The organism is Saccharopolyspora sp. NPDC002578, assembly GCF_053592695.1.
On record NZ_JBSFWJ010000037.1, the window covers coordinates 1 to 12,279 of the forward strand.

Here is a 12,279-nt window from a genome sequence, read left to right on the forward strand (position 1 = left end):
GTTTCCTCGCGAGGACAGCTTTTTCCCTCGTGGCGGAGCCACTCGGGAAAAAGATCCCGCAGCGAGGAAGCCACTGAGGTTCCGCCACCTGACCCATCACTCAAGCCGAGATCAACAACCGCTCAACCGCTCCCCCGAGGCACCACCAGGCCTGATTCGTAGGCGATGACCACTGCCTGCGCCCGGCTGGACACGCCGAGCTTCGTCATCGCCCGGTTCACGTGGGTCTTCACGGTGCCTTCGCTGACGACGAGGTGTTCGGCGATCTCGGCGTTGGTGGCGCCGGTCGCGATCAGCCGCAGCACGTCCAGTTCCCGCCGGGTGAGCGTGGACAGCTGCGACGGGATCCCCGAGTTCGGCGGCGGCACCCGCATGTAGGTCTCCACCAAACGCCGGGTGATGGTGGGGCCGAACAGCATCCCGCCGTCGGCGACGGTGCGCACCCCGGTGATCAGCGTTTCCGGCGGGCTGTCCTTGAGCAGAAAACCCGACGCGCCCGCCCGCAGCGCCGAGTACACGTAGTCGTCCAGGTCGAACACGGTCAGCACCAGGATTCCCGGTCGCGGCGGTTCGGCCTCGGCGAGGATCCGCTCGGTGGCGCCCACCCCGTCCAGCTCGGGCAGCCGCAGGTCCATCAGCACCACGTCGGGGCGCAGTTCCTTCGCCAGCGCCACGGCTTCGCGGCCGTTCGCGGCTTCGCCGACGACGTCGATGCCGGGGGTGGCGCGCAGCAGCGCGGCGAACCCGGCCCGCAGCAGGTCCTGGTCGTCGACGATGAGGACACCGGTCATGCCGCCGCTCCCGGTCCGGTCAGTCCCCGGAGCGGGGAATGCGCAGCGTCACCTGGAAACCGCCCTCGGGGCGGCGCCCCGCTTCGACGGTGCCGCCGTACATCTTCGCCCGTTCGCACATGCCGATCAAACCGTGCCCGGATGGCCTGCTGCTGTTCGGGGCGGGTGCGCCTTCGTTGCGGACGAGCACGGTCACGGCGTCGGCGTCGTGGCGCACGACGACTTCGGCGGTGGCCGACGGGGCGTGCTTGAGCACGTTGGTCAGCGCTTCCTGCACGACGCGGTAGGCGCACAGCTCGGCGCCCGGGGACAGGGCTCGCGGTTCGCCTTCGGTGCGCAGCCGCACCGCCACTCCGGAGGACCGGACCCGTTCCAGCAGCACCGGGAGCTCGTCGAGCCCGGGTTGCGGCAGGAACCGGGTGTCGGCGTCGGGCTGCTCCAGGCTGGGCCGCAGCACCCGCAGCAACCTGCCGAGTTCGTCGAGGGAGCTGGTGGTGGTCGCCGAGATCGTGTTCAGCGCCTCGCGGGCCGTTTCCAGGTCGGAGTCCAGCACGTAGCGCGCGAGGCTCGCCTGCACGGACACGACGGACAGGTGGTGGGCGACGACGTCGTGCAGTTCGTGGGCGATGCGCATTCGCTCCTCGGTGACGGCGCGCTCGGCCTCCAGGTCCCGTTCGTGGCGTAACCGTTCGGCCTGTTCGCCGCGCACCCGGATCGCGTAGCCCAGGACGACCGCGATGACGGCTTGGGTGGAGCCGAACAGAATCCCGGCGAACGAATCGGCCGACAACGCGAAGTCGGCGATGCCGTAGGCGACCCCGCCGCTGACCACCGCGATCACGGCGGCGGCGACGGGCACGGACCGGCCCAGCGGGTGGCGCACCGCCACGGTGTAGATCGCGACCAGCGGGCCGAGCAGCCCGAGGGAGGTCTTGCAGCCGGAGCCGTAGAACGTGGTCAGCGCGAGCGCGACGACCACCAGCACCGGCATCGGGTACCGCCTGCGCAGCACCAGCGGTGCCGCGCCGAGCACGGCCGCGGTGTACGCGACGGGGCCGGGGTCGCCGCTGTGGAGCACGTCGGCCGGCGCGATGCCCAGCAGCGCGACGTAGGTGACGAAGCCCGCCAGCACCGCGTCCGCCAGGTACGGGTACCGCTGCGGCCACGCGGTCCAGCGAGCTGAGTTCACCGTGCGAACCTAGCCGCCGCGGGAACCCGGTCCCGTCGTCGGGACCGGCGCTCGGCACCTCGACCGATCTTCCGGGATCCCACCCGAATTCATGTGGTAGACCTGCGTTCGCAGTCGCTCCAGCGGTGATCTCCGCTAACTTTTTGGTGGGTTCCTACAAAACCTCGGCTCCGGCATGCGCCGGGTCGGACATTGGTGCACCACCCGTTGACGGAGCAGGGTGTAGGTAGGTGCAGGCGACGCTCCGGGCTCTCGGACGTCGCCTGTTGTGCGTGGCAAATCAGGAGGCTCATCCGGTGTTCAGTCGTGTCGCCATCGTCAATCGCGGAGAGGCCGCGATGCGGCTCATCCACGCCGTTCGGGATCTGTCCGCGGAAACCGGGAACCGGATGGAGACGGTCGCGCTCTACACCGACGCGGACCGCTCCGCCACGTTCGTGCGGGAGGCCGACGTCGCCTACTCGCTCGGCCCGGCTTCGGCCCGGCCGTACCTGGACCACGCCGTGCTGGAGCGCGCGCTGATCGAGACGGGAGCGGACGCCGCCTGGGTCGGTTGGGGTTTCGTCGCCGAGGACCCGGCGTTCGCGGAGGTCTGCGAGAAGATCGGCGTCACCTTCATCGGCCCGAGCGCCGAGGCGATGCGCAGGCTCGGCGACAAGATCGGCGCGAAGCTGCTCGCCGAGGAGGTCGGCGTCCCGGTCGCTCCGTGGAGCCGCGGCGAGGTCGCGAACGCCGAGGAGGCGCTGGCCGCGGGTGAGCGGATCGGCTATCCGCTGATGCTCAAGGCCACCGCGGGCGGCGGCGGGCGCGGCATCCGCAAGGTCACCTCCGCCGAGGACCTCGCCGACGCCTACGAGCGCACCAGCCAGGAGGCGCTGCGCTCCTTCGGTTCCGGGGTCGTGTTCCTGGAGCGCCTGGTCACCGGCGCCCGGCACGTCGAGGTGCAGGTCATCGCCGACGGGCAGGGCACGGCCTTGGCCCTGGGCGTGCGCGACTGCTCGGTGCAGCGGCGCAACCAGAAGATCATCGAGGAGTCGGCCTCGCCGATCCTGTCCCCGGAGCAGACCGCGGAGCTCAAGGAGTCCGCCGAGCGCTTGGCGCTGGCCGTCGACTACCGCGGCGCGGGCACCGTCGAGTTCCTCTACCACCCCGTCGAGCGGCTGTTCGCCTTCCTGGAGGTCAACACCCGGCTGCAGGTCGAGCACCCGATCACCGAGAGCACCACGGGCACCGACCTGGTCAAGCTGCAGCTGCACGTCGCCTCCGGCGGCAAGCTCGACGGCCCGGCCCCGGTGGAGAGCGGGCACGCGGTCGAGGCACGGCTCAACGCCGAGGACCCGGACCGCGACTTCGCCCCCGCTCCCGGCCGCATCGCGCGGCTCGCGCTGCCCTCGGGGCCCGGAATCCGGGTTGACACCGGGGTGTCCGAGGGCGACAGCATCCCCGCGGACTTCGACTCGATGATCGCGAAGATCATCGCGTTCGGCCGCGACCGCGACGAGGCGCTGGCCCGGCTGCGCCGCGCGATGGCCGAGACCACGGTGATCATCGAGGGCGGCGCGACGAACAAGAGCTTCGTGCTCGACCTGCTCGACCAGCCGGAGGTGATCGACGGCAGCGCCGACACCGGCTGGATCGACCGGGTCCGCGAGGAAGGCCGCCTGGTCAGCCACCGGCACTCGGCGATCGCGCTGGTCGCGGCGGCCATCGAGGCCTACCAGGACGAGGAGTCCGTGGCGCGCCAGCGGTTGCTGTCCACCGCGTTCGGCGGCCGGCCGCAGGTCCGGCACGAGAGCGGGCGCCCGCTGGAGCTCAAGCTCCGCGGCGTCGGCTACCAGGTGAGCGTGGCCCGCGTGGGCCAGAAGCGGTTCCGCGTCGGCGTTTCCGGCGGCGGCGAGGTGCACCCGGCCGACGTCGAGATCGACCGCTTCGACGCGCACAGCGGCCAGATCACCGTCAACGGCCACCGGTTCCGCCTGGTCACCGGCACGCACGGGCCGATCCACCTGGTGGAGGTCGACGGCGTCGCGCACCGCGTCAGCCGTGACGAGGGCGGCGTCGTGCGCTCCCCCGCGCCCGCGCTGGTGGTCGCGACCCCGCTGGCCGTCGGCGACGAGGTCGAGGCCGGGGCACCGATCCTGGTGCTGGAGAGCATGAAGATGGAAACGGTGCTGCGCGCGTCGTTCCGCGCCCGCGTCCGCGAACTGCCGGTGTCGATGGGCAGCCAGGTCGAGACCGGCGCGCCGCTGATGCGGCTGGAGCCGCTGGCCGACGACGACGCCGAGCAGGAGCAGGACACCGATTCCGCCGTCGAGGTCGAACTGCCCGCGGAGCGCGGCTCGGCCTCCCCCGAGCAGCGCGTCGAACGCGGCCTGCACGACCTGCGCAGCCTGCTGCTGGGCTTCGACGTCGACCCGCACGACCAGCAGCGCGTGCTCAGCGGCTACCTCGCCGCTCGGGCCGAGCTGGACGAGACCTCCGACGCGCTGCCCGGCGAGGTGGCGCTGCTGGGCGTGTTCGCGGACCTCTCCGAGCTCAGCCGCAACAAGGGCGACCTCGACGACGAGACCGGCCCGGTGCACAGCCCTCGCGAGTACTTCCACAGCTACCTGCAGAGCCTCGACGTGGAGCGGGCCGGGGTGACCGCGGGCTTCGAGAACCGCCTGCGCCGCGTCCTGTCGCACTACGGCGTCACGGAGCTGGAGCGGACCCCGGAGCTGGAGGCGGCGGTCTTCCGGATCTTCCTCGCCCAGCAGCGCGCGTCCTCGGACGTCGCCATCGTCACGGCCCTGCTGCGGCAGTGGACCACCGAGGCACCGCCGGGCAGGGAGCTGCACGAGCACGCCGGGCTGACCTTGGAGCACGTCGTCAAGGCCACCCAGGTGCGCTTCCCGTCGGTGTCGGACCTCGCCCGCGGCGTGGTGTTCCGCTGGTTCGCCCAGCCGCTGCTGCGCCGCAACCGCGCGGAGGTCTACGCGGGGGTGCGCGCCGAGCTGCGCTACCTCGACGAGCACCCGGACGCCGCGGACCGCGCCGACCGGATCGCCGCCATGGTCGCCAGCGCCGAGCCGCTGGTCCGGCTGCTCGGCCAGCGCATGGGCCGCGACCACGACCACGCGCCGCTGCTGGAGGTGCTGACCCGGCGCTACTACGGCAACCGCGCGCTCACCGCGGTCACGGCGCGGGAGACCGCGGGCTGCCGGTTCGTCACCGCCGAGCACGGTTCCGACGAGGGCGTGACCAGGCTGGTCACCACGGCCGTCGACTTCAGCGCGCTGCCGGACGCGGTGCGCGCCGTCGGTGAGCTCGCGGACGGGCAGCCCGGCGTGGTGGCGGACCTCTACGTGAAGTGGGAGGGCCAGCCGGACGCGGACGCGATGGCCGCGCGGCTCGGCGAGGTGCTCGCCGCGCAGCCGCTGCCGGACGGCGTCGCCCGGATCACCACGACCGTCGCCGGCATCGGCGGCGCCGTGATGCACCACCACTTCACCTTCCGCCGCGACGAGCGGGGCTTCACCGAGGACCGCCTGATCCGCGGCCTGCACCCGCTGATCGCGCAGCGGATGCAGCTGGAGCGGCTGCGCGAGTTCGACCTCACCCGGCTGCCGTCGGCGGACGAGGAGGTCTACCTGTTCAAGTGCGTCGCGCGGGACAACCCGTCCGACGAGCGCCTGGTGGCGATGGCCCAGGTCCGGGACCTGACGCCGCTGCGCGACAACGACGGCCGGCTGGTGGCGCTGCCCGCGGTGGAGGACATGCTCGCGGGCTGCCTGGACGCGATCCGCACCGTGCAGGCGCAGCGCCCGGCGAAGAAGCGCTTCGACACCAACCGGATCCTGATGTACGTGTGGCCGCCGACGGAGCTGACCGCCGACGAGCTCAACACCCTCACCCGCCGGATCCTGCCGACCACGGCGGGCGCCGGGATGGAGGAGGTCACGTTCCTCGCGCGGCAGCGCCAGGACAACGGCGAGCTCGCCGACATGGCCGTGCGCATCGCGCTCGGCGAGGGCGACGGCGCGAAGCTGCACGTCGAGGAGCCGTCGACGGAGCCGCTGCGCCCGCTGGACGACTACCGGCAGAAGGTGCTGCGCGCGGCGCGGCGCGGCAACGTCTACCCCTACGAGCTCACCGGGATGCTCACCGGCGACGCGGGCGGTTTCGTCGAGCACGACCTGGACGACGACGGCGTCCTGGTCCCCGTCGACCGGCCGCGCGGGCAGAACTCGGCGGCGCTGGTCGCGGGCGTCGTCTCGACGCCGACCGAGCGCCACCCCGAAGGCGTCCGGCGCGTGGTCCTGCTGGGCGATCCGACGAAGGCGCTGGGCGCGTTGTCGGAACCCGAGTGCGCCCGGGTCATCGCCGCGCTCGACCTCGCCGAGCGGCTGCAGCTGCCGCTGGAGTGGTTCGCGCTGTCGGCGGGCGCCCGGATCTCGATGTCCTCCGGCACGGAGAACATGGACTGGGTCGCCGCCGCGCTCAAGCGGATCGTGGAGTTCACCCAGGACGGCGGTGAGATCAACATCGTGGTCGCCGGCATCACCGTCGGCGCCCAGCCGTACTGGAACGCCGAGGCCACGATGCTGATGCACACCAAGGGAATCCTGGTGATGACGCCGGATTCGACGATGGTGCTCACCGGCAAGCAGTCGCTGGACTTCTCCGGTGGCGTCTCGGCGGAGGACAACTTCGGCATCGGCGGCTACGACCGCGTGATGGGCCCGAACGGGCAGGCGCAGTACTGGGCGCCGAACCTCCCGGCCGCGCGCGACGTGCTGATGGCGCACTACGACCACACCTACGTCGTGCCGGGTGAGGCCGCGCCGCGCGCCGCCGAGACCTCGGACCCGGTGGACCGCGACGTCTCCCCGTTCCCGCACGAGGCCGCGGGCAGCGATTTCCGGACGGTCGGCGAGATCTTCTCGTCCGAGCACAACCCGGACCGCAAGAAGCCCTTCGACATCCGCACGGTGATGCGGGCCCTGTCCGACCAGGACCACGCGGTGCTGGAGCGCTGGGCGGGCATGGCGGACGCGGACACCGCCGCCGTGCAGGACGTGCACCTGGGCGGCCGTCCGGTGTGCCTGCTGGGCATCGAGTCCCGTTCGGTGCAGCGGCGCGGTTTCCCTCCCACCGACGGCCCGGACACCTACACCGCGGGCACGCTGTTCCCGCGGTCGTCGAAGAAGGCCGCCCGCGCGATCAACTCGGCGTCGGGCAACCGGCCGCTGGTGGTGCTGGCGAACCTGTCCGGGTTCGACGGTTCACCGGAGTCGATGCGCAAGCTCCAGCTGGAGTACGGCGCGGAGATCGGCCGCGCGATCGTCAACTTCGACGGTCCGATCGTGTTCTGCGTGATCTCCCGCTACCACGGCGGCGCGTTCGTGGTCTTCTCGAAGGCGTTGAACCCGAACATGACGGTGCTGGCGCTGGAGGGTTCGTACGCGTCGGTGCTGGGCGGCGCCCCGGCCGCGGCGGTGGTGTTCTCCGGCGAGGTCGGCAAGCGCACCGCGAACGATCCGCGGGTCACCGAGCTCCAGGCCCTCGTCGGCGAGTCCAGCGGTGTCGAGCGCGCCCGGCTCAACGCCCGGCTCGCGGAGCTGCAGGCGTCGGTCCGCGCGGAGAAGCTGGGTGAGGTGGCGACCGAGTTCGACCAGGTGCACAGCATCCAGCGGGCGGTCGAGGTCGGTTCGGTGGACGCGATCATCAGCGCGGCGGACCTGCGGCCCCGCATCATCGAGGCCATCGAGCACGGCCTCAAGCGCTGAGGACGAGGCCGGGCCCGCGATCCACGTGGTCGCGGGCTCGGTCGGCGTCAGGAGCGGGAAGCGGGGATGACCACCCCCTGGAGGGCCATCCCCGCCTGTGCCTCCCCGTGATCGCCGCGCGGCCGCACCCGTTCCGGCATTAGCGCACAGCGATGCGAGGACCAAGTTAGTGATCTTGGTCGAGAACGGTCGACATCCCTGAGGAGTAGATCCGGGGTAAACCTACGTAGTAGTAGGTAAGCGGGACTCGCCCGTTCCGGATCCTAGCGGCGCAGCGCCTCCCTCGGTGCCCACCCGGCCACGACCACCGGTCGGGTGATCAGCGACGCTCTCCGGGAATCAGCGGGCCGCCCGCGCGGTTGTACCGCGGAGGTGCGCCTCCGGCGCCGCGCACCGCGGTACCCACGACGAGCACAGGATGGACATGCCTCACTTCGACCTGGTCATCATCGGCAGCGGTTCCGGCAACTCGATCCTCGACGAGCGGTTCGACGACTGGAACGTCGCGATCGTGGAGAAGGGCGTCGGCAGCACCGGGAACTACGGCGGCACCTGCCTGAACGTGGGCTGCATCCCGACGAAGATGTTCGTGCACACCGCCGACACCGCGTCCAGCCCCGGCGTCGGCACCAAGCTCGGCGTGGACCTGGAGCTGCGGGACGTGCGCTGGCGCGACATCCGGGACCGCATCTTCGGCCGCATCGACGCCATCTCCGACGGGGGCCGCCGCTACCGCGCCGAGGGCAGCGCGAACGTCACCCTGTTCCAGGGCGAGGCCCGGTTCACCGGGGTGAAGGAACTCACCGTGGCGACCGGCTCCGGCCCCGAGACGATCACCGCGGACCGCTTCGTCGTCGCCGCCGGCGGCCGCCCGGCCACTCCCGACATCCCCGGCATCGACGCGGTCGACTTCCACACCAGCGACAGCGTGATGCGCTTGGACGAGCTGCCCGCTCGCATGATCATCCTCGGCAGCGGCTTCATCGGCGCCGAGTTCGCGCACGTGTTCTCCGCGCTGGGCGTCGAGGTGACGGTGGTGGCCCGTTCCGGGGCGCTGCTGCGCGCCGAGGACGAGGACGTGTCGCAGCGGTTCACCGAACTCGCCCAGGCCCGCTGGGACGTGCGCCTCAACCGCAAGCAGACCGGCGTCGAGCGCGACGGCGACGTGGTGCGGCTGCACCTGGAAGGCCCCGACGGCGCGGAAACCGTCGAGGCGGAGCAGCTGCTCGTCGCGGTCGGCCGCACCCCGAACTCGGATCTGATCGACGCGGTCTCGGGCGGCTTGAAGGTCCGCGAGGACGGCAAGATCGAGGTCGACGCCGAGCAGCGCACCTCCGTCGACGGCGTGTGGGCGCTGGGCGACGTCAGCTCCGACCACGAGCTCAAGCACGTAGCGAACCACGAGCAGCGCGTCGTGCAGCACAACCTGCTGCACCCCGACGAGCTCATCGACTCCGACCACACCTACGTGCCGCACGCGGTGTTCTCCTCCCCGCAGATCGCCGCCGTCGGGCTCACCGAGCAGCAGGCGCGGGAGCAGGGCGTCGACTACGTCACGAAGATCCAGAACTACGGCGACATCGCCTACGGCTGGGCGATGGAGGACACCACCGGTTTCCTCAAGCTGCTCGCCGACCCCGCCGACGGCACCATCCTCGGCGCGCACATCATCGGCCCGCAGGCGCCGACCTTGCTGCAGCCGCTGATCCAGGCCATGCAGTTCGGCCTGGACGCCCGCACGATGGCCCGCGGCCAGTACTGGATCCACCCGGCCATGCCGGAACTGCTGGAGAACGCCCTGCTCGGGCTGGAACTGCACCCGGAGTGAGCTCCGGCCCGATCCCGAGGTGACGATGCGCCTGCTGCTGCTCGCCGACACGCACCTGCCCAAGCGCGCCAAGGCGCTGCCCGAGCAGGTGTGGCAGGAGGTCGCGCGGGCGGACGTCGTGTTCCACGCCGGAGATTGGGTGGAGCCGCCGCTGCTGGACGAACTCGAATCCCGCAGCGCGCGGCTCATCGGCGTGTGGGGCAACAACGACGGCGAACAGCTGCGGCGCCGGTTGCCGGAGATCGCGCGCGTGGAGCTCGATGGCGTCGGTTTCGCGATGATCCACGAAACCGGCGCCGCCCAAGGCCGGGAACGCCGCTGCGACAAGGACTTCCCCGACGCGGACGTGCTCGTCTTCGGCCACAGCCACATCCCGTGGGACACGGTCACGCCGAACGGCCTGCGCCTGCTCAACCCCGGCTCCCCCACCGACCGCAGACGCCAACCCCACTGCACGTACCAGACGGCGGAGCTCATTGACGGCGAACTGACAGGGGTCACCCTGCACCGCCTACCGCCGCGCGCCTGATCTCGTTGTTGCTGGGATACAACTGCAAGCATGGATTCAACCGAGTACGAGGGATCAGCCGAAGCCACTGTCACTGCGCAAGGGCGGTCGGCCATCCCGAAGGAAGTCCGCCAAGCTGCCGGGCGCGAACCGGGAACGAAGGCCTACATCACCGCGAAGGGCACCGGTGGTCGGATCGTCTTGGAGACTCGCGCTCAGAAGATTCAGCGTTTGCGGACAACGCTAACCAAGCAACTCGGCGCCGACAGTCCCTCGCTCGCCGATGAGCTGGCCGCCGATCGCAGCCGGGACGCCCGACGCGAATCGGGTGCGACGTGAACGCGGCATCTGAGAGGCAGGGCTATAACGCGCTTCCGGGCGCGTCACCTCAACGGTCACGCCATCCAGCGGAGGAACTCCGCCCATGCGCGGTGCCCCACCGATAACTCGCCGCCGTGCGGGTCCTTCGAATCCCGCACCGAGACCGCCCGCTCGGTCAACCGGACCTCGACGCAAGCATTGGACGAGGCCGCACTGTGGCTGCTCTTGAACCAACCCGTGTCGTAGTCGTTCATGCGACATCCTTCAGCTTCTCGACCAGCAAAGAGCGCGTCGCGCCCGCATCCACGGAGCTCACCGGCGGGGATCGGACGACCATCGAACTCCACCAGCTGCCACCACGAACCTGAGCGGCGAGCCCCTGTTCCGCTAGTTCAGCGTCGACAGGAACGCCGCCCACGCGACGTGCCCCACCGATAACTCGCCACCCTGCGGATCTTTCGAATCCCGCACTGAAACCACCCGCTCAGTCAGCCGCACCTCGACGCAAGCGTTGGACGAGGTCGAACTGCGGCTGCTCTTGAACCATCCGGTGTCGTAGCGCATCACTTCAGATCCTTCAGCTTCTCGATGAGCAAGTCACGAGCCGGTTCCGGATCAAGGGCAAGCTCTCGAACGCTCTCCCATGCCCGAAACATGGGCGCAGTTTCCACCTCTTGATCGTGGTAAGTACAGGGACCGTGGGAAGTGGCGCAAGCGATGCGAGGCGCGTTCCCGGCGAAATCCAACGTGATGAGGCCTCCTCCAAGGAGGAACTTGGATGTGGTCGCCCGGCTCAGAACCCGAACGGTCACCGACGGACGTTCACCTAGCTGGAGCAGGTGGAGGAGCTGACCGCGCATGATCGCCGGGCTCCCGACCGTTTCCTCCAGGGCCGATTCGGTCAGCACGAAGTCGATCTGCTTCGGTTCCTCGGCCTCCAACACCCGACGTTGCTGCTGAAGCCGGAACTCGATCCGACGCTCGATCTCCGCTTCGGAGGGCTCCCACCAGATTCCGTCCCCTACGCGCATCAACGCGACGACGTAGTCCTGCGACTGCGCGAGTCCCGGGACGATTCCGGTGTCGTAGAAGCCGATCGTGGCGGCATCGGCTTGCAGGTCGGCCAGCCGCTCGAACGACTTGGGCAGCTGATCGGTGTACCCCTTCCCGCGCTGCCGCTTCCGGGCCACCGCACCCAACGCGAGCACGGTTTCCCGGTCCGCGTCGGCAACTCCGTAGCGGTCGAGCAGCAATCCGAGCTCGTCGACGCTCAGCGAGGCCTTCGCCGATTCGAGGTGGCTGATCCGGGTGTAGTGCCGGTTGATCGCGCGAGCCGCCTCTTGTTGGGACAGCCCTGCTTCGCGCCGTAGTCGGCGGAGCGTGAGCCCCAGCTGGCGGCGCTCGACGGTTTGGCGGCCTGTGGGCACGAAATCTCCTCCGGCTGATCCATCGGCTACCTGATCAGGGGACCGACAATAGACCACAACCTGTGCTCTAGTTGTCCCACAAGCCAAACTATGCGGCTTAAATGAAGATCTTTCGTGAACTGTACCGAGACACCGCAGACCAGGAGGAACCCGGATGCGCGAGCAGCGAGCAGTCGAGAACGACACCTACGTGTGCCTGTCCGAGCAGGTCAGGGTCACCTTCGAGACCGAACCGGACCGCTCCGTCCAGCTCGACTTCCGAGGCAGCGGCGACGGCCTCACCCTGAACTTCACCGAAAAGGCTTTCGCCGAACTCACCAGCGCAGTAGGCCGAGCCAACACCGAACTCCTCGGCATCCCCACCCCGAACTGAGCGAACGGACCGTTCGTCCAAACCCCTTGGACAAACGGTCCGCTCACCCACAACCCGAACCGAGTCAACGGACC

General features: G+C 70.2%; 10 protein-coding genes. 5 read left to right on the plus strand and 5 right to left on the minus strand.

Going from position 1 to position 12,279, the window contains the following annotated elements; all coding sequences use genetic code 11:
* Positions 1 to 122: 122 nt before the first annotated feature.
* Entirely contained in the window at positions 123 to 791 is a 669-nt protein-coding gene (locus tag ACWD38_RS18210) for a response regulator (protein WP_184481632.1), read from the minus strand.
* A 19-nt stretch (positions 792 to 810) separates the two neighbouring features.
* The gene (locus ACWD38_RS18215; protein ID WP_184481634.1) at positions 811 to 1,980 is read right to left on the minus strand and encodes a histidine kinase; all 1,170 of its coding nucleotides are present in this window, start codon (positions 1,978 to 1,980) and stop codon (positions 811 to 813) included.
* Between the two features lie 296 nt (positions 1,981 to 2,276).
* Between ACWD38_RS18215 and ACWD38_RS18220 the strand changes: the two genes are divergently transcribed.
* From ACWD38_RS18220 to ACWD38_RS18235, 4 genes are all read left to right on the plus strand, one after another.
* Positions 2,277 to 7,748, plus strand: a complete 5,472-nt coding sequence (locus ACWD38_RS18220; RefSeq protein ID WP_450124510.1) for an ATP-binding protein — start codon at positions 2,277 to 2,279, stop codon at positions 7,746 to 7,748.
* Positions 7,749 to 8,172: 424 nt separating this feature from the next.
* On the plus strand, positions 8,173 to 9,576 hold the full coding sequence (locus ACWD38_RS18225; protein WP_450124511.1) for a mycothione reductase: 1,404 nt from the start codon (positions 8,173 to 8,175) through the stop codon (positions 9,574 to 9,576).
* A gap of 25 nt (positions 9,577 to 9,601) precedes the next feature.
* Positions 9,602 to 10,105 (plus strand): metallophosphoesterase family protein, encoded by a 504-nt coding sequence (locus ACWD38_RS18230; protein WP_184485630.1) that lies wholly within the window; start codon positions 9,602 to 9,604, stop codon positions 10,103 to 10,105.
* Between the two features lie 30 nt (positions 10,106 to 10,135).
* The gene (locus ACWD38_RS18235; RefSeq protein WP_184481641.1) at positions 10,136 to 10,423 is read left to right on the plus strand and encodes an AbrB/MazE/SpoVT family DNA-binding domain-containing protein; all 288 of its coding nucleotides are present in this window, start codon (positions 10,136 to 10,138) and stop codon (positions 10,421 to 10,423) included.
* A 56-nt stretch (positions 10,424 to 10,479) separates the two neighbouring features.
* Here the strand turns inward: ACWD38_RS18235 and ACWD38_RS18240 are convergent, their stop codons facing one another.
* From ACWD38_RS18240 to ACWD38_RS18250, 3 genes are all read right to left on the minus strand, one after another.
* Entirely contained in the window at positions 10,480 to 10,659 is a 180-nt protein-coding gene (locus ACWD38_RS18240) for a DUF397 domain-containing protein (RefSeq protein WP_184481643.1), read from the minus strand.
* Positions 10,660 to 10,792: 133 nt separating this feature from the next.
* Entirely contained in the window at positions 10,793 to 10,969 is a 177-nt protein-coding gene (locus ACWD38_RS18245) for a DUF397 domain-containing protein (protein WP_184481645.1), read from the minus strand.
* Entirely contained in the window at positions 10,969 to 11,832 is an 864-nt protein-coding gene (locus ACWD38_RS18250; protein WP_184481647.1) for a Scr1 family TA system antitoxin-like transcriptional regulator, read from the minus strand. Before ACWD38_RS18250 ends, ACWD38_RS18245 begins: the two co-directional genes overlap by 1 nt.
* Before the next feature lie 154 nt (positions 11,833 to 11,986).
* Between ACWD38_RS18250 and ACWD38_RS18255 the strand changes: the two genes are divergently transcribed.
* Positions 11,987 to 12,205 (plus strand): hypothetical protein, encoded by a 219-nt coding sequence (locus tag ACWD38_RS18255; RefSeq protein ID WP_184481649.1) that lies wholly within the window; start codon positions 11,987 to 11,989, stop codon positions 12,203 to 12,205.
* Positions 12,206 to 12,279: the final 74 nt, after the last annotated feature.

Coding starts and splice junctions, on each gene's coding strand:
- ACWD38_RS18210 (WP_184481632.1), bottom strand. CDS start 791: ATGACCGGTGTCCTCATCGTCGACGACCAGGACCTGCTGCGGGCCGGG.
- ACWD38_RS18255 (WP_184481649.1), top strand. CDS start 11,987: ATGCGCGAGCAGCGAGCAGTCGAGAACGACACCTACGTGTGCCTGTCC.
- ACWD38_RS18235 (WP_184481641.1), top strand. CDS start 10,136: ATGGATTCAACCGAGTACGAGGGATCAGCCGAAGCCACTGTCACTGCG.
- ACWD38_RS18230 (WP_184485630.1), top strand. CDS start 9,602: ATGCGCCTGCTGCTGCTCGCCGACACGCACCTGCCCAAGCGCGCCAAG.
- ACWD38_RS18245 (WP_184481645.1), bottom strand. CDS start 10,969: ATGCGCTACGACACCGGATGGTTCAAGAGCAGCCGCAGTTCGACCTCG.
- ACWD38_RS18240 (WP_184481643.1), bottom strand. CDS start 10,659: ATGAACGACTACGACACGGGTTGGTTCAAGAGCAGCCACAGTGCGGCC.
- ACWD38_RS18225 (WP_450124511.1), top strand. CDS start 8,173: ATGCCTCACTTCGACCTGGTCATCATCGGCAGCGGTTCCGGCAACTCG.